A 19,096-nucleotide genomic window follows, 5' to 3' on the forward strand; every position below is an offset into this window, starting at 1 on the left:
TATTGTTAACCAGAGCCTCACCAATACTTAGTGGGGCTTATTTAGGTATAATTGAAAAAAGGCTAGGTAATAGTAGCGGCGTATATACGCCGCCATTATTTTATAAAATCAATAAGCTGAGATTAACTAATATAAGTAACTATCATGATTAAGGTAGATGCTGCCCACCTGTCACGCCCATTATTTCAGCGGTAATGTAACTTGACTCTTGCGATGCTAAGTATACATAGGTGGGTGCTAGTTCAGCAGGCTGGCCTGGTCTACCTAATGGTACGTTATCACCAAATTCAGGTAGTTTTTTAGCCGGCTGGCCGCCACTTTGTTGAAGTGGGGTCCAAATTGGCCCAGGAGCAACCCCATTAACCCGAATGCCTTTATCAATCACCATTTTTGCTAAGCTTTTAGTAAAGCTTGTAATTGCGCCCTTAGTCGATGCGTAATCAAGAAGCCCAGCAGAGGGTTGATAACATTGGATAGAGGTTGTATTAATAATACTAGCGCCCGGTGGCATATGTTTTACCGCCGCTTTTGTTATCCAAAACATAGCAAATACATTTGTTGCATATGTTTGGCAAAATTGCTCGGTAGATAAATCGTCTAACTCGGCAACAAACTGTTGTTTACCCGCATTATTCACTAATATGTCGATTGAGCCTAAGTTCTCAACGCTTTGCGCCACAAGGTCGTTACAAAAATTCTCATCAGAGATATCGCCTGCAATTCCCCAAGCTTTGTTACCGCTAGCTTTTAATATATCGAGTGTTTCTTTCGCATCGGCTTCTTCGCTGGCTAAGTAATTAATAACCACATCGGCACCTTCTCTTGCAAATGCAATGGCAACCGCTCTGCCAATGCCCGAGTCGCCCCCGGTGATCAACGCCTTGCGGCCTTTTAATCTGTCGCTACCTACATAGGTATCTTCGCCGTGATCTGCTTTAGGTTTTAAAATTTCATCTAGGCCTGGGTCTGGTTGATCACTGTCTTTTTCGGTCCGTCCCATTTGATATTGGCTTCTAGGGTCTTGCATCGTAAATTGGTTAGTTGGCATATCAACGTCTCCTTTAACGTAAAGTTTAAGTTGGATTAACTGCATGTAATCACAAAGAGCCTAATGGCATATAACGCAGCAATGCGTGTTACCTACCTCTTTGCTTGGCGGGAATAGACGTAAAAGTGGGTGTGGTTGTAAAATATTGAGTATAAGTAGCAACTTACTAATGTAGCACTTGCCTCAATTGTAGAGTCAGCTTGGAATGCGCCCACTTTGTATCTCCTTTAACGTATTTGCTTGGCCAAGGTTTTACTGACCATTTATATTGAAGGAGCAATAGATATGCCATAGCGTTACATTTAAAATATGAAGCTATATTACTCATTTTAAAGCATTAATTTTAAAACTAAGAAAAGAGTAAGTGAATAAAATGGGTAAAAAATGGATAAGAGTACCGAAAATGTTACACGCTGTTTATCGAGCTAGTTAATTAGGCGAGTAAGGATAGTGATAGGCTTATAGTCAAAGCCGTAAATAACAGCGTTTTTAATTAAGGCTTAGGTGATATCGCCTAAGCTACAACGCGCTTTTATCGCGCTTTTATATAGAAGGGTAGCCAAATTATTGCGGTTTATGTACGTAGCATAAAATTACTAATTACATGCATTAATACACGTAATTAGTAATTGAAATGTAGTGGCACACACACCCAGCTATTACAAAGAGGTGCCAAATTGCGTGGCTAAATTGAGTGCTTTTAGCGCTATAAAATAATGTTCCTAAGCTATAAAAAATGCCACCGGCCAGTAACCAGTACAGTGCTTTTACATCAATATTTAAATAAAGTGGGTATACAATCGCAAGGGCAAACCAGCCCATAAGTAAGTAGGTAGCCAGCGAGACTTTTTTATTACCATTTTTAACCAGCACTTTATAAGCAACGCCACCAAGCGCGACTGCCCAAATAAAACTCAGTGTGCCCCAAGACCACCATCCATTAAGAGATAGCAACAAAAATGGGGTGTACGTACCTGCTATTAATACGTAAATAGCGCAGTGATCGCACTTTTTATAAAAAGCGCGTAATTTTGGCTGTACACTGGCGTGATAAAGTGTGGATGATAAAAACAATACAAATAAACTAGCCCCATATACAGCGGTGCTAATATAAGCTTTTACGCTGGTGGCTTGTTTAAATAAATCCCACATTACAAACACAGCAAAAAATATTCCCAGTGCATGGCTTAATACATTGAGTTTTTCTTCTTTGCGAGAATAGGGTGCCTCTATAGTCATACTAGTCCTACCACTTATTAATTAAACTTGAGTGTACAGGTGTACGCTCAATGTTTCAATGTCAGCATTTTTACTGTAAATTTGTCACCGTACTTTTATTGATTTTAAAAGGAATTAATCGGGTATAGTGTGGTCGTATAGTCTCAATTAATTAGGCACGTTTATCATGAAAAAAGAGCTCAAAGCCGTTTTACTTACTGCCATTGTTTATCCAGGGGCAGGGCATTTTTCGCTTAAAAAGCATTTAATAGGCTGTATTTTTGCAGGTGTATTTACGCTACTTTTGTTTATGACATTAGGTGATATTTTGGCTATAGCGCAATGTAGCGCAAATGAAATTTTAGCAGGTAAAATTCCGATGACGGCTTCAGGCATTTTACAAGCCGCTCGTAATCCATCAGGTGAATGTGCTCAGCTTGGGGAATATAAATATCTTCCTTTAATGGTGGTCATTTGGTTACTAAGTATGGCTGATGCTTATCGGTTAGGTAAAAAAGTTAAACCCGATACGCAAAACAAAAAGTAATGGTAGTCGTTGTTTTAAACTGCAAATAGTGAGCTAAAAAATATTTACTAATAGTTAGTCAAAAAATTAAAAAGGTTAGTTAAATTAACCAAGACTGAATACTGCGTTGCTGTATGGTTTTTAATATAGTCTTTATATATCAATGATTTAATTTTTATTTTTCTGTTGGCACAACCCTTGATTATGTTATTGCGTCTAAACAATATACACAACAAGGAATACCATTATGAAACATTCAATTAAAATCGCTATGGCAAGTTTATTAGTATTAGGTTCTTCGCAAGTACATGCGAGTGAAGTGGACTTAGATGTAACTGATATTATAACGCAAAACGTAACAAGCTATATTAATCAAGCAACGGCAGAACTTGAACAATCAATTTTGCAGAGCCTTAGTTTTGATGCCCAGGCAGTACTTGAGCAATTTGTAAATCAAGCGCAAGAACAAGCTGACGTTACCACGCAGTCTACAATGCCGGTAACTACGCAAGTTAAAGCTAAATAAGTGTAAAAGGATAAGACGATGAGTAACGAATTAGGATTATTTGCACTTATGTTGGCGCCTGTTGTAAGCATGATTAGTGTTTACTATATGGTTCAAGTAATAAAAAGTATGGGAAGTTGGATCAACTTTTAATTTATAGGTAAATAATTCGATTTGAGTAAGCTGATCGACTTAGTAAAAGCGCACGTAAATAAAGGCAGTGTAATTTAAAGAAGTAGACTTTATGAAACGTGCGATTTTCCCATTACCAATATTTGTGTTACCAGAAGGCTATACGCGTTTGCGTATATTTGAGCCTAGGTATTTAAACATGGTAAAAACCGCACTACAAAATAATGTCGGTTTTGTGCTATGCACCTACCAGCACGACACGCCATTTAATATTAGCGCTCAGGGCTGTTTGGTCGATATTATCGACTTTGATCAAGACCCTAGCAATATGCTACTTATTGATGTGTACGCTGCTAAAAGCGTGCAAATAAATGACGTTTACCAAGATGAAAGTGAATTGCGCCATGGCTTATTAAGCGATTGCAATACGCCGTATTGGTACAATGACTCACACAGTGAAATTTCGGCTGATAATCAACGTTTGTCTGATTCTTTGCAGGACATATTTTTAAACAATAAAGAGCTTTCTAGTTTATATAGGCAAACCAAGTTTGATAATTTAGCCTGGGTAGCTGCCCGCTGGCTTGAACTATTACCTATATCTATCGATAAAAAACAGCAACTTGCGTTCGAAAGTAACTTTGCTAACTTACTAAACTTCCTCCATACTGTGATCAACAATGAATTTGCCTAAAATAATGTGATCTGCGTTTAACTGCTTGGCGTATAGATATGTACAAAAGCATACACGGGATTAATTATTATGGTAAGTCAACAACCCTCACCACGTTGTGAACCTAATACAGGTAAATATACTGCCATGCCAGAAACGCCAAGTGCAGAGCTTATGCAAGCTCTGCTTGATGTAGCTACTTCGCGAGACAAAAGAGCGTTTGCTTACTTATTTGAATACTTTTCGCCAAAAATTAAACGCTTTGGAATTAAGCAATTTGGCTCTGAGGCACAAGCAATGGAGCTTGTACAAGAAACACTAACCTCAGTGTGGCGTAAAGCGCATTTGTATCACAGCGATAAAGGGGCTGCGACGACTTGGGTATATACCGTAATGCGTAATGCCTCATTTGATATGCTCCGTAAAATGAAAAGTAATAAAGAAGAAAATATAAGCGAAGATATTTGGCCACTTATTAACGAATCTCAAGATACAACACTTGAATTTAGCGACCACTTGGAAGATCAACAAATTAAACGTTACCTAGACAAACTACCAACCGCACAGCGAGAGGTAGTCAGAGGTGTTTATTTCCAAGATATGTCGCAAGAGCAACTTGCTCAACAATTAAATATTCCTGTAGGCACGGTAAAATCACGATTACGTTTAGCCTTGCAAAAATTACGTAATGAAATGGGAGATCAGCATGATTAAACATCACCCTAGTGAATCTTTACTAGCACAATATTGTTCAGCGCAGTTACCTGCATCGTTAAGTGTTGCGGTATCTATACACGTTGATATGTGCCCAGTTTGCCAAGCAAAAGTGGCAAAACTTGAAGCCGCTAATGCAAAGGATGTATTTAGCGAGCCGCCATACGCCCCTGATGCATTAAATTTAAGTAACGACTTACAAGCACCAGATTTTGACGCTGACCTGCTAGATTTGATAACCGCCGATGCTAGCATTGATGAAGTTTACGAAGTTGAGCCGGTAACCGTACAAGTTAACGAGCATAACTACGAATTACCACGCGCCTTAACACGCATTTCGCATGGGCGTTTTACGCAAGTGGGTAAGCTTGCTCGCTCTCGCGTTGCTATTGATGATGGCCCATTGCGCTCAAGCCTTTTACATATTGGCGCAGGGGGCGAAATCCCCGAGCATACTCATACTGGTTTTGAAGTAACCTTGCTACTTGATGGTGAGTTTAGTGATGAAGAGGGCAGTTACGTGCCAGGGGATTTTATTTGGCAAGATGGCTCTCATCAGCACACCCCACTTACAAAAGATGGCTGTTTATGCTTTACAGTAGTCAGTAGTGCGCTACATTTTAATAAAGGGCTCAGTAAGTTACTTAATCCTATAGGTAACTTGATTTATTAAGAGAATTTATGCAAACAGACACAATAAAAATAGGTATTAGCGCCTGCTTAGCAGGCGAAAAAGTACGTTTTGATACAGGCCATAAAAAGTCTAACTTTTGTATGGATGAACTTGGAAAACATGTAGAGTACACGCGTTTTTGCCCAGAGGTAGCCGTAGGGTTACCTATTCCTAGGCCAACCATACGCCAAGTACGCGTAGGCGATACAATAAAAGTATGTCGCCCAGATGGCACTGGCGATGTTGGGCCTAAGCTAACTGAATACGGTAAAAAAGTAGCCACAGAGCAAGCTAAAAACCTAAGTGGTTTTGTTTTTTGTGCGAAAAGCCCTAGCTGCGGTATGGAAAGAATTAAAATTTATAACGAAGCGGGCACCGGCAATACCTCCGAAGGCGTTGGTTTTTTTGCTGAGCAAATAATGAAGCACAATCCATTACTGCCATGTGAAGAAAACGGCCGCTTAAACGACATGCATTTACGCGAAAACTTTGTAATGCGCGTGTACGCGTACAAACAGTGGCAGTTATTAGCTTCTGAGCCGCTCACAGTGCATAAGCTTACCCAGTTTCATTCGCAATATAAGTACTTATTAATGGCTCATAATTATCAAGCTTACCGCGACTTAGGTAATTTACTTGGTACTTATAAAGGTGATGATATTAACGCTTTAGCAGATGAGTACATTCTTGGGTTAATGAACGGCCTTAAAAAGCCTGCATCACGCAGGAATAACTGCAACACGTTAATGCACTTGCAGGGCTACTTTAAAAAAGACTTATCTAAGGTTGAAAAGCAAGAGCTACGCGATGCCATCGACGAATACCGTCAAGGTTTAGTGCCTTTGTACGTACCGCTTACCTTGTTAAAACATCACTTAAAAGTACACCCTAATGAATACCTAGAAAAGCAGGTGTTTTTTAATCCTTACCCTAATGAACTAAAATTACGTTACGGCATATAATGAATACACTTTTTTGGTTTAGGCGCGATTTGCGCCTTTTTTCTAACGAAGCGCTTATTGAAGCGCTAAATAATGGCGCTAAACAGGCCATTTTTTTTATCTGCGAAAAGCAATGGCAACAACACAACGCCGCTTCCATTCAAATAGATTTACTAAAAAGACGTCTCAATTATATACGCGAGCAGCTAGCGCAGTACGCAATAGAGCTGCATATTTTTGACGCTCCTTACTTTGACGATTGTGAAAGTGCGCTTTTATCATTTTGCGATAAACATCAGGTAAAACATGTAATTGCTAATAAAGAGTATGAGTTAAATGAAGTAAATCGTGATGCGCAAATACTTGCAAAGTGTGATGATAAAAATATTACGTTTACCCTCTATGAGGGAGATGTAATAGCGCCTGTAGGCAGTGTTAAAAACCAAAGTAACGAAATGTACAAAGTGTTTACGCCATTTAAAAAACAGTGGCTTAAACAACACCAAGATAATCACTTTAGCTTATTACCGTGGCCTTTAAAAAAACAGCCGATAAATAACAACGCACAGGCAATTAAAAGTGATGGCAGTTCAGAAAAATGGCCAGTTGACGATGAAAGCTTAGCAACCATTGTTGATAATTTTATTTGCGACAAATTAAGTAGCTACGACGAACAGCGTGATATACCCAGCATTAAAGGCACATCGGGTTTAAGCCCTTATCTAGCTCTGGGTATTATAAGCCCTAAGCAGTTACTGGTTAATATTCAAAACCGCTACCCAGATATTTTAACAACATCTAAAAGTAAAACTTTTACTTGGGTAAACGAGCTTATTTGGCGCGAATTTTATCGTCATTTAATTGCGCAATTTCCTAAGCTTCCTCGTGGTGATAACTTTAACGAAAAGTACAATGGCGTTAAATGGCGTAAAAACGAGGCTGAGTTTAAAGCCTGGTGCGAGGGGAAAACAGGTTACCCACTCGTTGATGCAGCGATGAGACAGTTAGTTCAAACCGGCTGGATGCATAACCGTTTAAGAATGGTAGTTGCCAGCTTTTTGACCAAACATTTATTAATTGATTGGCGTGAAGGCGAGCAGTTTTTTATGCAGCACCTTATTGATGGCGATTTAGCCTCTAATAATGGCGGCTGGCAGTGGGCTGCAAGCACTGGCTGTGACGCGCAGCCTTATTTTCGCGTATTTAATCCTATCACTCAAAGTGAGCGCTTTGATCCTAATGGTAAATTTATACGTAAATATTTACCAGAGCTTGAAAAAGTGCCAGATAAACATATTCATTTTCCTCATGCTTATTTAGCGTCAATAGGGGCTGATAAGCAATGTTACTGGCCGGCAATCGTAGATCATAAAGCAGCTCGCGAGCGTGCAATAGCTGCATTTAAGGGGTGATATGGAAACAGCATTACCGGTAGCAAAATTTGTAGGAATATATCAACAACTCGATAAATCAAACCTGCATTTGCTTAATGATATTTACAGCGAGCAAATTAAATTTAAAGACCCAATGCACGAAATACACGGGCTAAGCGAGCTTACCCGATATTTTTCTAATCTATATAGTAATGTTAAGCATTGTCAGTTTGATATTAGTGACACCTACGAGCGTGATGATAAAGCATTTTTGTATTGGACTATGCATTACGCCCACCCAAAACTGGCTTCTGGCAAAACTATATCGGTAGAAGGGCACAGTAAGCTGGTATTTAAAGAAGGTAAAATTATTAACCACCGCGACTATTTTAATGTAGCTGAAATGCTATACAAGCATATTCCTATTTTGGGTGGCGTTATAAATTACATAGATAAACGAGCAGGGTAGCGATGAATATTTTAATTACAGGTGCAACCTCAGGTATTGGCGAGCAGCTTGCAATAAAGTACGCTCAGCAAGGCAACACGGTAATTGCTTGCGGTAGGAACCTTGAAAAGTTAGCTGAACTTGAAAAACACACCAATATTAAAGCGTGTCAGTTTGATGCCACAGACCTTAAAGACATAAAGCAAGCAACCCTTGGGTTTAGTGCTTTTGATAAGGTTATTCTTAACGCTGGTAACTGTGAGTATGTAGATGATGCCCGTAACTTTGACAGCGCTTTGTTTGAGCGAGTTATTTCAGTAAACCTGCTGGCAATGGGCTACTGCCTAGAGGCACTATTACCAAAAATTAGTGCGGGCGGACAACTTGTGCTTGTTAGCTCAAGCGTTACGTATTTACCTCTGCCACGCTCTGAGGCTTATGGCGCATCTAAAGCTGGGGTAAGCTATTTAGCGAAAAGCTTAGCAATCGACTTAAACGATGTTGATGTTACGTTGGTGCACCCTGGTTTTGTTAAAACCCCCCTTACTGATAAAAACGATTTCCCAATGCCTATGGCCGTTACTGCTACAGAGGCCGCCGATTATATGATTAAGGGGATCAATAAACGCCGTAAAGAAGTTCATTTTCCTTATCGGTTTACGCTTATTTTAAAAGCATTACGTATTTTACCGTTACCACTTTGGTTACGTTTAGCAAAAGGATTAGCCCGTTGAAAAAAATAGCAATAATAGGTTCTGGCGTATCGGGTTTAACCTGTGCTCATTTACTGCATAAGCATTACGATATTACTGTATTTGAAAAAAACGATTACATTGGTGGTCATACCGCGACAGTAGAGATATCTGATGCTGGGGTTAAACGCGCAATAGACACGGGCTTTATCGTATTTAATGACCGCACTTACCCGTACTTTGAAAAACTACTCGCGCGCATTGGCGTAGACAGACAAGAAACACAAATGAGCTTTAGTGTTCATAATCAAGCAAGTGGTTTTGAGTACAACGGACACACCTTTGCCAGCTTATTCGCTCAAAAAAGAAATATATTTAGGCCTAAGTTTTGGCGCTTGTTAAGCGATATAGTTAAGTTTAATAAATTATGTAAAGCAATGCACAGCGAGCAAAACTACCCTAAAGATCAAACGCTGGGTCAGTTATTAGATACGCACGGCTTTAATGACTTTTTTAAATACCATTACATTTTACCTATGGGGGCGGCTATTTGGTCAACCAGCATCAAAGAGATGCAAAATGTAGGGGTTGAGTTTTTTGTAAACTTTTTTTACAACCATGGCTTACTTGATGTTACAAACAGGCCGCAGTGGTATGTAATCCCTGGTGGGTCTAAGCAATACATTAAGCCGCTTATTAAAGGTTTTGCAGAGCGGATAAAATTAAATACCGACATTGAGACGGTTACGCGTGTTGATAATAAAGTAATTATTACTTTTGAAAATGGCGAACAAGCTGAATTTGATAAAGTGGTATTTGCGTGTCACTCAGATCAAGCCCTTGCATTACTTGGTGATGCGACTGAGCAAGAACACGCTGTATTAGGTGCAATTCCTTATACCGAAAACTCGGTAGTATTGCATACAGATACCAGTTTACTGCCAGATAGAAAAGCCGCCTGGGCTAGCTGGAATTACTTACTAAACGAAAATACCGACAAAGCAGCGGTTGTTACATACCAAATGAATATACTGCAAGGTATTGACTCAGATACACAATTTTGTGTAACCCTTAATCACTTAGAAGGGATTAACAAAGCAAATATATTACGTGAGTTTACTTATCATCACCCTGTTTTTAACGAATCATCCATTGCCGCACAAAAACTCAAGCACACTGTTGATGGCCAAAATAATAGCTATTTTTGTGGTGCTTATTGGTATAACGGTTTTCATGAAGATGGTGTTCGCAGTGGGGTAGATGTGGCTAAGCAATTAGGTGTTGAATTTGAATAGCGCTGTATACTTAGGCGATGTAAGGCACAGGCGCTTTGCGGTAAAAAACCATCAGTTTAAATACCCGCTTTATATGATGTGGGTAGATTTAAAAAATCCGTTATTGCTTAATAACATTCACCCTATGTTAGGTACTTTTGGGTTTAAAGCACTGCGTTTTAATCAAGCCGATTATTTAAACACACTGCCAAACTCAGAGCCATTAAGTATTATTGAACGTGCACAGTGCCAAATAGAAAAACTAGGTGTTAAAGAGACGTTTTCGCATATTTATATGCTTGGCCAACTTAGGTGTATGGGCATTTATTTCAGCCCTGTAAATTTTTACTTTTACGGTAATAGCACCGATAACTTTAAATATATGGTGGCTGAGGTAAGCAATACGCCGTGGAATGAGCGCCATTATTATTTGGTGCCCTTACAAAAAAAAGTGAACTTTAAGAAGGCTTTCTCCGTATCACCCTTTATGAATTTAGATATGGACTACCATTGGCAGGTACAACATTCAGCCGATAACACATTAATTCATATAGAAAATAAACGTGGGGATGAGTTGTTATTCGACGCGTCTTTACGATTAAAGCGAAGTCAGTTAACGAAGCAAGAAGTTAATAAATTATTAAAAAAATTTCCTGCGATGACTTTGTCTATTTTCAAAGGTATTTATGTGCAAGCACTTAAGCTGTTTATTAAAAGGGTTCCTTTTTTAGGTCATTCAGGAAAACCTTAGTATATTTAAACAAGCTTAGTTGCAGGTAGCGATAAAATTATAAAGGGTTTAAGATGGAAAAAGTCTCAAGTATAAACTGCCAAGAGCAAACTGGTTGGTTTACAAACTTATATAAAAAGCTAGTCACCAAAGCCTTTGCAAGTATTGAAACAGGCCAAATAGTGTTAGTTGAGAACAGTCGCTCAACAGTATTTGGTCAACAACATTCAGACTTAAAAACCACGATTACCGTTAACGATACTGCCATGTACAAAGCATTTGCGCTATCTGGCAGTGTGGGTGCTGGTGAGTCTTATATTCTTGGGCAATGGTCGTGTGATAACTTGACCAAACTCATCGAAATTTTTGCCATAAACCAAAAACAACTAGATGCTTTTGAAAAAAAATTCTCGTTTTTTAGTGGCCTAGCCCACCGTTTTAACCATCTTAAAAACAGCAACTCAGAATCTGGGTCGAAAAAGAATATCGTTGCACATTACGATTTGGGCAACGATTTATACGAGTCATTTTTAAGCGAGGAAATGCTCTACTCCTGCGCTGTTTATCCATCAAAAGACGCTTCTCTTGAGGATGCTCAACAAAACAAGCTTAAACAAATTTGTGAGCAGGTAGAGATAAACGAAGGCGATTCAGTTATTGAAATTGGCACAGGCTGGGGGGCGTTTGCGATTTACGCAGCCACACATTACAACTGCCATGTGACCACAACAACGATTTCTGATGAGCAATATGCCTATGTTGAAAACAAGGTTAAACAGTTAGGACTTGAAAATAATATAACTTTGCTCAAGCTTGATTATCGTTTATTAGAAGGTCAATACGACAAGCTTGTATCAATAGAGATGATAGAAGCAGTAGGGCATGAATACCTACCAAGCTTTTTTAAGCAATGTAATAGCTTGCTTAAAGAAGACGGTGCAATGCTTATCCAAGCGATCACTATTGGCGATCAACGTTATCAACATTATTTAAAAAACTCTGACTTTATTCAGCAGTATATTTTCCCCGGTGGTTGTTTGCCTTCAATTAATGAGATGAGCGAGCAAATCAAGAACAATACCGATATGGTTATTCATACTGTAAGCGACATAGGCGCGCATTATGCTAGAACACTAGCCGATTGGCGCACACGCTTTATTGATAACTGGCACACCCTAGACAGTGACAAGTTTGATGAGCGTTTTTACAGATTATGGTTATTTTACTTTGCTTATTGCGAAGGCGCTTTTAGAACGCGAGCAACCAGTACCGTTCATTTAACGGCGCGTAAACCACGTTTTACTAGTCAAAATGACGAAATTGCCCTTAATTATTAATTTTGTGCTTTTTCAAACAGTGTGGTTTTTATCACTGTTTTTAGAAGCTCAATCTGTTTTATACACCTCTGGTATTGTTGTGCTTATGTTTGTTTTATCAAAGCAGCATAAGCTCGACGCGTTGCTTTTAGTAAAAGCTATACCAATTGCGCTGTTATGTGAATACCTTGCTGTGCAGCTAAACCTTTTGGAATTTAAAGTATCCCCTTTTCCGCTTTGGTTAGCCTTGCTATGGGCAGCATTATTGCTTTGCTTAAACACATCAATGGCGTTTATTACTAATCTAAAACTTTGGCAAGCCTATTTAGTGTGCTTAGCCTTTGCGCCAATTAGTTATTATTCAGGCGCTCAATTTGGCGTGCTTAGTATTTATTCACCTGTATGGGCATTTTGGCTTCTGTACGGCGCACTTTGGGCTGCAGCCTTTACATTAATTCTTATTATTAACCAAAAAATTAAAGCGATTATAAATTTTAGCAAGCAATAACAGGAGCTTGTATGAATATCACCGCAAAAATATGTGCAATAACGGCCGCAATGATTATGGCTACTTTTTTTACCCCATTGAGCTTTAGCGAAGAGCAAACTGACTTTAAAAAAGTGGGCGAGGCGCGCATGGAATATTTATTTTGGGATGTTTACGATGCAACGTTATATACCCGCTCAGGGAGTTACAAACAGGGGGCGCACCCAGTTAAATTTACGCTCACCTATTTGCGAGACTTTGCAGCAAAAGACATTGTTAAAGCCACTAAAGAGCAATGGCAGCATTTAGGTAAAAGTGACTTATCTGCTAAGTATGCTGATAAATTGCTCACTCTTTGGCCAGACATTAAAAAAGGCGAGTCGTTAAGTTTACAAACATCACCAAGCGGTGAGGCTACTTTTTATCATAATGATAAAAAGTTAGGTGAAATTACAGACTCGCAATTTGCCAATCAGTTTTTAGCTATTTGGCTAAGCCCAAACACCTCAGAGCCAGCACTTAGAAAACAATTATTAGGGATTTAACATGCGCAATATTAATAAATTTAAACAGCTATGTATTTTAATGGCCGCATTATTTTTAGTGAGCTGCTCCGCGCCAAAAGTAGAGCACTACAATAGCAGCAACCCAGAATTTGATTTTAAAGCGTTTTTTAGTGGCGATTTGAAAGCATACGGCGTTGTGCAAGATTATAAAGGCGAACTCACACGTAAACTTGTTGTCTCTATGAATGCGCGCTGGGAAGGTAACGAGGGCGTTATAGAGGAAGACTTTGTGTATGACGATGGTGAAACACAAAAGCGTATTTGGTATGTCACCCTTAATGACGATAATAGCTTAGTGGGACGTGCTGATGATGTGCTTGGCATTGCAACCGGTAAAAGCGCAGGCAGTGTGTTTCATTGGAACTACAATGTGGCCTTACCCTATGACGGCAGTACGCTTGAGGTAAATTTTGATGATTGGATGTACCTGGTTACACAATCGCGCTTGATAAACCGAACGTCTATTGTTAAGTTTGGTGTCGAGGTTGGGGAAGTGACCTTAGTTATCGAAAAAATATAGAGCAGTGTGTTATTTAAAGTGTGCCTTTTGTGTACTTAAATTAAGTTTTAGTTAACCCAACACGCTGTATTTTACCGAGAATTATTAAAATTTTACGCATTTTCGAAGTATTTAAGCAAAAAATGCAATTTGCTGTTGCTAACTCCTTAAAAATGCATAAAGATAGGTTTTGCGAAGGCAAAATAATAACGAATAGGAATCTAACAATGAATAAAGCTCAATTAGTTGAAAAAATCGCTACTGATGCAGAGATCTCTAAAGCTGCTGCTACACGTGCCCTTGACGCGTTTACTGGCGCTGTAACTTCTTCTTTAAAAGAAGGTAATTCAGTTGCATTAGTAGGTTTTGGTACTTTCTCAGTTAAAGAACGTGCAGCACGTACTGGCCGTAACCCACAAACGGGTGCTGAGATCCAAATCGCAGCGGCAACTATCCCAAGCTTTAAAGCAGGTAAAGGTCTTAAAGACCAAGTAAACCCTTAATTGGCGCTTTACAGAATTTTTAAAAAAGAGCTATTTAGCTCTTTTTTTTTGTTTGCCCAGCGAAGCTGGCAAACCCGATAGGCTGAAAGATGCCTTATCACCCCGACTAAGGGGAAGATAATCTGAATGGCAAGGGCGTCACTGGCCAACGGTGGGGTCTGAAGGAAGCCATAAGAAGTTAGAGGTACACAACTAACCGTAACCTGTTTCGGCAGTATTGGTGGGTCAGCGTGCAAAATAGCGCAACGCCCTATACTTAGTCAGACCAATGCTGTGCTTGAGGGTGGAATTTCTAACAGGGAGCCAGTGCAGTAACTGGGGAAGCCTGGCATCTAAACTTAGTGTAAATAAGTGGCCTAAACTCAAGGGGAAACCCAAGGTTTAACGTCGGTGTGAGGTGGCAGATGAACCCGTAGTAGTGAATAAGGCTAGGCCGATGAAAGCCAGTAATGGTGTGGAGGACAAAACCAAGCCGACTATCAGCAGAATGTTTGATAGGGTCAATTTCAACCAAAAGTTTTAATTGATTGCGAAGGGGGGAAGTATTCTTTAAGTGTATGAAAATCAGGAATATCGGCGTATAGGCTCACATGTATTTCGACGGAAATAGGCAAAAGATGACGGCTAAGCAGGAATGTGGACGCTGAGAATTGAAGGCCGAGCACGGGAGTAATGACTGACCACTTAGGCAGATTGCCATTCGGCTAGCACACCTAATGTCATCATGAAGAACCCGACTATACATCAATGTGAAACGACAGACATACCGCAAGCAAAGGCAATTGATGACAGTTTACTACAGCTTGTATGGGCAATTATTAGATATTAATAACCTGTACAAGGGATTCAAAAAAGTGAAAGCAGCGAAAGGAGCAGCCGGAATAGATGGGCAGTCCATAGCCACGTTCGCCTTGAATTTAGAAGAAAACTTGAAACAACTGCAACGTGAACTGCACACCAAGCAGTATCGGGCGCAGCCAGTCAAACGGATAGAAATACCGAAAGGCGATGGCGGCGTGAGATTGCTGGGTATACCAACAGTTCGCGACCGCATAGTACAACAGACACTATTGAACATTCTCCAGCCGATCTTCGACATCGACTTTCATCCATCAAGTTATGGGTACAGGCCGACACGAAGCTGCCATGATGCCATCAGTAAAGCGACGGTATTTATTCGTAAATATCACCGTGAGTGGGTGGTTGATATGGATCTGTCGAAGTGCTTTGACCTACTTGATCACGATTTGATTATTAGCAGCGTCAAACGCAAAGTGACAGACGGTAGCCTTTTAAAGCTGCTCGATCAGTTCTTAAAAAGTGGGGTAATGATAGGTAATCACTGGGAAGCGAGTGAGCAAGGAAGTCCACAAGGTGGGGTTATCAGTCCATTGTTGGCGAATATCTACCTAGATGCGTTTGATCAAGAAATGAAAAAGCGACATCACAGAATAGTGAGGTACGCCGACGACATTTTGATCTTATGCTGCACAGAAACAGCAGCCAAGAATGCACTCACTGTAGCAACCCATCTACTTGAAAAAGACTTGAAGTTAACAGTCAACCAAAAGAAAACCCATATAGCGCATAGCAGTGAAGGGGTAAAGTTTTTGGGAGTGGAGATAGGCAGTAATTGGACACGGATCCAAGCCTCAAAACTCAAAGGCTTCAAACAAAAAGTTAAACGATTAACAAAACGAAATAGCGGCATGAACTTAGTTGAAGTAATAAAAAGACTAAACCCAGTGGTGCGTGGTTTTGTAAATTATTTCAGTATAGCCAATTGTAAACGGGTGCTAGAGGTGTTGGCGAGGTGGGTGAGACGACGATTAAGGGCAATTCAGTTAAGGTTGTGGAAAAATCCAGCGAGGTTGCATAAACGACTAAAACAGTTAGGGAAAAAGCCGCCATTTAAGTTCATCAAAATGAACTCATGGCGAAACTCTCTAAGTCCATTATCGAGTGTAGCGATGCCAAACCAATGGTTTGAAGAGCAAGGTTTATATTCAATGGAAAAAGTAAGTACAGGGTGGCTTGCTCAATCGGCGTTTAGAAAATAAGCCGAAGGAATAAAAGAATACAGGAGCCGTATACGAGGCCCGTACGTACGGTTCTGTGAGAGGGATGAGGCAAAAGCCTCACCCTACTCGATGCCTGTATTAAAGTAGCGAGCTTACCTAAGTTAAGCTTATTCCCACATGCCTAATTAGGTATTAATGCAGAGCGTTGTAATGCAAGGCTTAACATAAAAAATCCCTGCTAATTGCTTAGCAGGGATTTAATAAAAACGCTTAAGCTCTAATTAATTACGCTTTTAATGCTTTATCACCACGGCCGATCCCTACAGCACCAGAGCGCACCACTTCAATAATGTCGGTTTCATGGCGTAGGGTGTCTAAAAACGATTCTATTTTGTCTGTGCTGCTTACCAGTTGTAAGCTGTAGCTTTGGCGGCCCATATCTAAAATAGCACCTTGAAACACATCTACCACGCGTGTAACCGCTGCACGGGTGGTTTCGTCTTGGGCAAATACTTTAACAAGTAATAATTCACGTTCGATGTGACTCATTTCCGTTAAATCAATAATTTTAAGTACATCAACTAATTTATTAACTTGTTTAGTAATTTGCTCAACGATTCTATCATCACCCATAGTGGTAATGGTGATACGTGACAGTGACTCATCATCAGTAGTGCCCACTGTTAAGCTATCTATGTTGTAGGCGCGCTGTGAAAAAAGCCCAACAATGCGAGATAAGGCTCCCGGTTCGTTTTCTAATAAAATAGATAATATACGACGCATTATGCTTTTACTCCTTTACGTAACCACATCTCATCAATGCCACCTAGTTTAATTTGCATTGGGTATACATGTTCTTTTTCATCAACGTTAATATCTAAAAATACCAAACGGTCGTTAATGCTCATGGCTTTATCTATAGCAGGTTGTAGCTCATCTAAAGTATCTACCTTTATGCCTACATGGCCATAGCTTTCAACAAGTTTTACAAAGTCAGGTAATGAATCCATATATGAAGATGAATGGCGACCGCCGTAAATCATATCTTGCCATTGGCGTACCATGCCTAATGAGCGGTTATTTAGCGAAACCACTTTTACAGCCAAGTTGTACTGTAAGCATGTTGATAGCTCTTGAATATTCATTTGGATTGAGCCATCGCCGGTTACACACACTGATTCTTTATCAGGAAAGGCAAGCTTAACACCCATAGCTGCTGGTAAGCCAAAGCCCATGGTGCCTAAGCCCCCTGAATTGATCCATTGGCGAGGGTTTTTAAATGGATAATATTGCGCTGCAAACATTTGGTGCTGTCCCACATCAGAGCTTACATATGCGTCACCATTAGTGGCTTTATACACTGCTTCTATAACAGCTTGAGGCTTTATTTTATCGCCATCGGTGTTGTAGCTTAAGCACTTTTGCTCGCGCCAGCTAATAATTTGTCGCCACCAATCCTCTTGTGCACTGCGATCAATTTGAATACTACTTTTATCTATGCCGGTTTGCAGTTGCTCCATCACAGTGGCTAAACAGCCCACCACCGGAATGTGTGCTTTAATCGTTTTAGAAATAGAGGTCGGGTCTACATCTACATGAACGATGGTTGCATTAGGGCAAAACTTTTTAACATTATTGGTTACACGATCATCAAAACGTGCTCCGAGTGCTAAAATTACATCGGCATTTGCCATGGCTTTATTGGCTTCAAGCGTACCGTGCATACCCAGCATTCCCACGTAATTTGGGTGAATACCCGAAATACCGCCTAAGCCCATTAATGTATTAGTGATAGGTGCATTTAGCGATTCAACTAAGCGGGTTAATTGCTCAGAGGTGTTAGATAAAATAATACCGCCGCCTGAGTATATAACCAGTTTTTTAGCTTCTAAAATTGCGGTAACTGCTTTGCGAATTTGTTTAGAGTGGCCCTTTGTATTTGGGCTGTAGGTTCTAAGCTCTGTTGTTTTAGGGAAGTTGTACTCAAACTTAATAGCAGGGTTAAGCATATCTTTTGGTAGCTCAACAACAACGGGTCCTGGGCGGCCAGTACTTGCAATATAAAACGCTTTTGCCAAAATAGCCGGAATTTCTTCAGCACTTCTGCAGTTAAAACTATGTTTTACAACTGGGCGAGAACAGCCAACTATGTCAGTTTCTTGGAATGCATCGTCACCAATTAAGCTAGTAGGTACTTGCCCCGATAATACCACCATCGGAATTGAGTCCATATAAGCGGTGGCAATACCTGTAATACAGTTAGTTGCGCCAGGGCCTGAGGTAGCAAGTACAACACCAACTTCGCCAGTAGCACGGGCATAACCGTCAGCCATATGGGTTGCGGCTTGTTCGTGACGTACTAAAATATGTTCAATATCTTCTTGTTGAAAAAGTGCATCGTATAAATCTAAAACCGACCCACCTGGGTAGCCAAATATATACTTAACCTTCAACTCTTTTAATGCCTGAACAACTAGTTCAGAACCATTATATTCTTGTTTGCTCATCCTCATTCCTCTGTGCGCTGTTTATGCATAAAAAAACCCCCGCGTAGTGCGAGGGTTTTTAAAAAGCAATTTCACTTTTTAATACATCCCCGCTGGGCTTATCACTAAGACCACTACGAGTACGATTAAAAGGTGAAGTTGTTTTTTCATAATTGTCACTTTATAAAAAGCAAAATGCTGCTTTAGATTAAAAATTCTATATGGGGTTATTTTTAAGGGTTTTACGTGCTTATGTCAACCTTGAAAGAGC

Annotated in this window: 21 protein-coding genes; 17 read left to right on the top strand and 4 right to left on the bottom strand. The window is 39.9% G+C overall.

Annotation, left to right across the window (positions count from 1 at the left end):
- Positions 1 to 148 precede the first annotated feature (148 nt).
- Both VOI46_RS18240 and VOI46_RS18245 read right to left on the bottom strand, forming a co-directional pair.
- Positions 149 to 1,048, bottom strand: coding sequence for an SDR family oxidoreductase (locus tag VOI46_RS18240; protein WP_039972156.1), 900 nt, complete (start codon positions 1,046 to 1,048; stop codon positions 149 to 151).
- A gap of 609 nt (positions 1,049 to 1,657) precedes the next feature.
- The gene (locus tag VOI46_RS18245; protein ID WP_004586420.1) at positions 1,658 to 2,287 is read right to left on the bottom strand and encodes a hemolysin III family protein; all 630 of its coding nucleotides are present in this window, start codon (positions 2,285 to 2,287) and stop codon (positions 1,658 to 1,660) included.
- A gap of 166 nt (positions 2,288 to 2,453) precedes the next feature.
- Here VOI46_RS18245 and VOI46_RS18250 point away from each other — a divergent pair, with 166 nt between their 5' ends.
- The 17 genes from VOI46_RS18250 to ltrA all read left to right on the top strand — a co-directional run bounded on the left by VOI46_RS18250 (position 2,454) and on the right by ltrA (position 16,378).
- Positions 2,454 to 2,813 (top strand): hypothetical protein, encoded by a 360-nt coding sequence (locus tag VOI46_RS18250; protein WP_004586419.1) that lies wholly within the window; start codon positions 2,454 to 2,456, stop codon positions 2,811 to 2,813.
- A 226-nt stretch (positions 2,814 to 3,039) separates the two neighbouring features.
- A complete protein-coding gene (locus VOI46_RS18255) occupies positions 3,040 to 3,318 on the top strand; it encodes a hypothetical protein (protein ID WP_324738342.1) in 279 nt (92 codons plus the stop codon).
- 223 nt (positions 3,319 to 3,541) lie between these two features.
- Entirely contained in the window at positions 3,542 to 4,123 is a 582-nt protein-coding gene (locus VOI46_RS18260) for an LON peptidase substrate-binding domain-containing protein (RefSeq protein WP_004586417.1), read from the top strand.
- Between the two features lie 69 nt (positions 4,124 to 4,192).
- The gene (locus tag VOI46_RS18265) at positions 4,193 to 4,816 is read left to right on the top strand and encodes a sigma-70 family RNA polymerase sigma factor (RefSeq protein ID WP_004586416.1); all 624 of its coding nucleotides are present in this window, start codon (positions 4,193 to 4,195) and stop codon (positions 4,814 to 4,816) included.
- The gene (locus VOI46_RS18270) at positions 4,809 to 5,489 is read left to right on the top strand and encodes a ChrR family anti-sigma-E factor (RefSeq protein WP_004586415.1); all 681 of its coding nucleotides are present in this window, start codon (positions 4,809 to 4,811) and stop codon (positions 5,487 to 5,489) included. The genes VOI46_RS18265 and VOI46_RS18270 overlap by 8 nt, the downstream gene beginning before the upstream one ends.
- A gap of 8 nt (positions 5,490 to 5,497) precedes the next feature.
- Positions 5,498 to 6,451 (top strand): DUF523 and DUF1722 domain-containing protein, encoded by a 954-nt coding sequence (locus VOI46_RS18275; RefSeq protein WP_096042971.1) that lies wholly within the window; start codon positions 5,498 to 5,500, stop codon positions 6,449 to 6,451.
- On the top strand, positions 6,451 to 7,842 hold the full coding sequence (phrB, locus tag VOI46_RS18280) for a deoxyribodipyrimidine photo-lyase (RefSeq protein WP_004586413.1): 1,392 nt from the start codon (positions 6,451 to 6,453) through the stop codon (positions 7,840 to 7,842). Before VOI46_RS18275 ends, phrB begins: the two co-directional genes overlap by 1 nt.
- 1 nt (position 7,843) lies before the next feature.
- A complete protein-coding gene (locus tag VOI46_RS18285; protein ID WP_004586412.1) occupies positions 7,844 to 8,272 on the top strand; it encodes a nuclear transport factor 2 family protein in 429 nt (142 codons plus the stop codon).
- A 2-nt stretch (positions 8,273 to 8,274) separates the two neighbouring features.
- Positions 8,275 to 8,985 (top strand): SDR family NAD(P)-dependent oxidoreductase, encoded by a 711-nt coding sequence (locus VOI46_RS18290; protein WP_004586411.1) that lies wholly within the window; start codon positions 8,275 to 8,277, stop codon positions 8,983 to 8,985.
- Entirely contained in the window at positions 8,982 to 10,238 is a 1,257-nt protein-coding gene (locus VOI46_RS18295; RefSeq protein WP_004586410.1) for an FAD-dependent oxidoreductase, read from the top strand. The genes VOI46_RS18290 and VOI46_RS18295 overlap by 4 nt, the downstream gene beginning before the upstream one ends.
- On the top strand, positions 10,231 to 10,968 hold the full coding sequence (locus VOI46_RS18300; protein WP_004586409.1) for a DUF1365 domain-containing protein: 738 nt from the start codon (positions 10,231 to 10,233) through the stop codon (positions 10,966 to 10,968). The genes VOI46_RS18295 and VOI46_RS18300 overlap by 8 nt, the downstream gene beginning before the upstream one ends.
- A 53-nt stretch (positions 10,969 to 11,021) precedes the next feature.
- On the top strand, positions 11,022 to 12,284 hold the full coding sequence (locus VOI46_RS18305) for a cyclopropane-fatty-acyl-phospholipid synthase family protein (protein ID WP_004586408.1): 1,263 nt from the start codon (positions 11,022 to 11,024) through the stop codon (positions 12,282 to 12,284).
- Positions 12,259 to 12,771: a DUF2878 domain-containing protein gene (locus VOI46_RS18310; protein ID WP_039972144.1), complete on the top strand. Its 513-nt coding sequence runs from the start codon at positions 12,259 to 12,261 to the stop codon at positions 12,769 to 12,771. Before VOI46_RS18305 ends, VOI46_RS18310 begins: the two co-directional genes overlap by 26 nt.
- A 50-nt stretch (positions 12,772 to 12,821) precedes the next feature.
- Entirely contained in the window at positions 12,822 to 13,295 is a 474-nt protein-coding gene (locus tag VOI46_RS18315) for a chalcone isomerase family protein (RefSeq protein WP_039972155.1), read from the top strand.
- Between the two features lies 1 nt (position 13,296).
- On the top strand, positions 13,297 to 13,836 hold the full coding sequence (locus VOI46_RS18320) for a DUF3833 domain-containing protein (RefSeq protein WP_282337402.1): 540 nt from the start codon (positions 13,297 to 13,299) through the stop codon (positions 13,834 to 13,836).
- Between the two features lie 206 nt (positions 13,837 to 14,042).
- Entirely contained in the window at positions 14,043 to 14,318 is a 276-nt protein-coding gene (locus tag VOI46_RS18325; protein WP_004586404.1) for an HU family DNA-binding protein, read from the top strand.
- 785 nt (positions 14,319 to 15,103) lie between these two features.
- The gene (gene ltrA / locus VOI46_RS18330) at positions 15,104 to 16,378 is read left to right on the top strand and encodes a group II intron reverse transcriptase/maturase (protein WP_324737986.1); all 1,275 of its coding nucleotides are present in this window, start codon (positions 15,104 to 15,106) and stop codon (positions 16,376 to 16,378) included.
- Between the two features lie 246 nt (positions 16,379 to 16,624).
- On the opposite strand, the gene ilvN is transcribed toward ltrA, so the two are convergent.
- Positions 16,625 to 17,122: an acetolactate synthase small subunit gene (gene ilvN / locus VOI46_RS18335; RefSeq protein ID WP_004586403.1), complete on the bottom strand. Its 498-nt coding sequence runs from the start codon at positions 17,120 to 17,122 to the stop codon at positions 16,625 to 16,627.
- Positions 17,122 to 18,846, bottom strand: coding sequence for an acetolactate synthase 3 large subunit (locus VOI46_RS18340; protein ID WP_004586402.1), 1,725 nt, complete (start codon positions 18,844 to 18,846; stop codon positions 17,122 to 17,124). The genes ilvN and VOI46_RS18340 overlap by 1 nt, the downstream gene beginning before the upstream one ends.
- Between the last annotated feature and the right edge of the window lie 250 nt (positions 18,847 to 19,096).

It is taken from the genome of Pseudoalteromonas sp. CuT4-3, assembly GCF_035666335.1.
Taxonomy (GTDB): domain Bacteria; phylum Pseudomonadota; class Gammaproteobacteria; order Enterobacterales; family Alteromonadaceae; genus Pseudoalteromonas; species Pseudoalteromonas atlantica.

Coding starts and splice junctions, on each gene's coding strand:
- VOI46_RS18325 (WP_004586404.1), top strand. CDS start 14,043: ATGAATAAAGCTCAATTAGTTGAAAAAATCGCTACTGATGCAGAGATC.
- VOI46_RS18240 (WP_039972156.1), bottom strand. CDS start 1,048: ATGCCAACTAACCAATTTACGATGCAAGACCCTAGAAGCCAATATCAA.
- VOI46_RS18250 (WP_004586419.1), top strand. CDS start 2,454: ATGAAAAAAGAGCTCAAAGCCGTTTTACTTACTGCCATTGTTTATCCA.
- VOI46_RS18320 (WP_282337402.1), top strand. CDS start 13,297: ATGCGCAATATTAATAAATTTAAACAGCTATGTATTTTAATGGCCGCA.
- ltrA (WP_324737986.1), top strand. CDS start 15,104: ATGACAGTTTACTACAGCTTGTATGGGCAATTATTAGATATTAATAAC.
- VOI46_RS18340 (WP_004586402.1), bottom strand. CDS start 18,846: ATGAGCAAACAAGAATATAATGGTTCTGAACTAGTTGTTCAGGCATTA.
- VOI46_RS18275 (WP_096042971.1), top strand. CDS start 5,498: ATGCAAACAGACACAATAAAAATAGGTATTAGCGCCTGCTTAGCAGGC.
- VOI46_RS18260 (WP_004586417.1), top strand. CDS start 3,542: ATGAAACGTGCGATTTTCCCATTACCAATATTTGTGTTACCAGAAGGC.
- VOI46_RS18305 (WP_004586408.1), top strand. CDS start 11,022: ATGGAAAAAGTCTCAAGTATAAACTGCCAAGAGCAAACTGGTTGGTTT.
- VOI46_RS18265 (WP_004586416.1), top strand. CDS start 4,193: ATGGTAAGTCAACAACCCTCACCACGTTGTGAACCTAATACAGGTAAA.
- VOI46_RS18255 (WP_324738342.1), top strand. CDS start 3,040: ATGAAACATTCAATTAAAATCGCTATGGCAAGTTTATTAGTATTAGGT.
- VOI46_RS18285 (WP_004586412.1), top strand. CDS start 7,844: ATGGAAACAGCATTACCGGTAGCAAAATTTGTAGGAATATATCAACAA.
- VOI46_RS18245 (WP_004586420.1), bottom strand. CDS start 2,287: ATGACTATAGAGGCACCCTATTCTCGCAAAGAAGAAAAACTCAATGTA.
- VOI46_RS18315 (WP_039972155.1), top strand. CDS start 12,822: ATGATTATGGCTACTTTTTTTACCCCATTGAGCTTTAGCGAAGAGCAA.
- ilvN (WP_004586403.1), bottom strand. CDS start 17,122: ATGCGTCGTATATTATCTATTTTATTAGAAAACGAACCGGGAGCCTTA.
- VOI46_RS18270 (WP_004586415.1), top strand. CDS start 4,809: ATGATTAAACATCACCCTAGTGAATCTTTACTAGCACAATATTGTTCA.
- VOI46_RS18290 (WP_004586411.1), top strand. CDS start 8,275: ATGAATATTTTAATTACAGGTGCAACCTCAGGTATTGGCGAGCAGCTT.
- VOI46_RS18310 (WP_039972144.1), top strand. CDS start 12,259: ATGACGAAATTGCCCTTAATTATTAATTTTGTGCTTTTTCAAACAGTG.
- phrB (WP_004586413.1), top strand. CDS start 6,451: ATGAATACACTTTTTTGGTTTAGGCGCGATTTGCGCCTTTTTTCTAAC.